This window comes from Georgenia daeguensis (genome assembly GCF_039537705.1).
GTDB classification, from domain to species: domain Bacteria; phylum Actinomycetota; class Actinomycetes; order Actinomycetales; family Actinomycetaceae; genus Georgenia; species Georgenia daeguensis.
Genome location: NZ_BAABBA010000102.1, coordinates 1 through 550, shown reverse-complemented (window position 1 = coordinate 550; position 550 = coordinate 1). Strand labels below are relative to the sequence as shown.

The following is a 550-nucleotide window of genomic DNA, read 5'->3' as shown; positions in this document are numbered from 1 at the left end:
TCGGCGTCCATCTCGCCGAGGCCCTTGTAGCGCTGGACCGGGTCCTTCCAGCGCACGTTCTTCTTCTTGAGCTCGGCGAGCTTTCGCTGCAGCTCGTCGTCGGAGTAGGTGTAGACGTACTTCTCCTGGCCCTTCCTCGGGTTCGAGATCTCGATCCGGATCTCCTCCCCCATCGCCAGGTCGAGCACCAGGTCGGCGCCGGGGATGGTCACCTGCTGCGGCACCTCCGCGCGCAGCCGCAGGTCCATCCGCTCCATGTGGGGGTCCCAGAACGGCACGTAGGAGAAGGCCGCCGGGTCGAAGTCGGCGCCCAGCTCGCGGTTGACCACCACCAGGCTGTTGCGGATGAACTCCTCGGTGACGCCCTTGATCTGCTCCGCGATCCGGGTCCACTTCTTGTCGTCGCCGACCGTGCGGGTGAGCAGGTCGATGATGACGTGCCACTCCTCCGGGTCCTCGGCCGAGGCGGCGGGGCCGGCGCCGGCCTTCTCGTACACGGCGCCCTTGTGGACGAGCAGGGTGGCGTCGCCGCCGTCGTCGAGGATCATGT

1 protein-coding gene is annotated in these 550 nt (G+C 67.6%); it reads right to left on the bottom strand.

The window, feature by feature from the left end; all coding sequences use genetic code 11:
* Positions 1-550: L-histidine N(alpha)-methyltransferase (locus ABD774_RS21605; RefSeq protein WP_345045857.1), on the bottom strand; the 550-nt coding region annotated here is incomplete at both ends.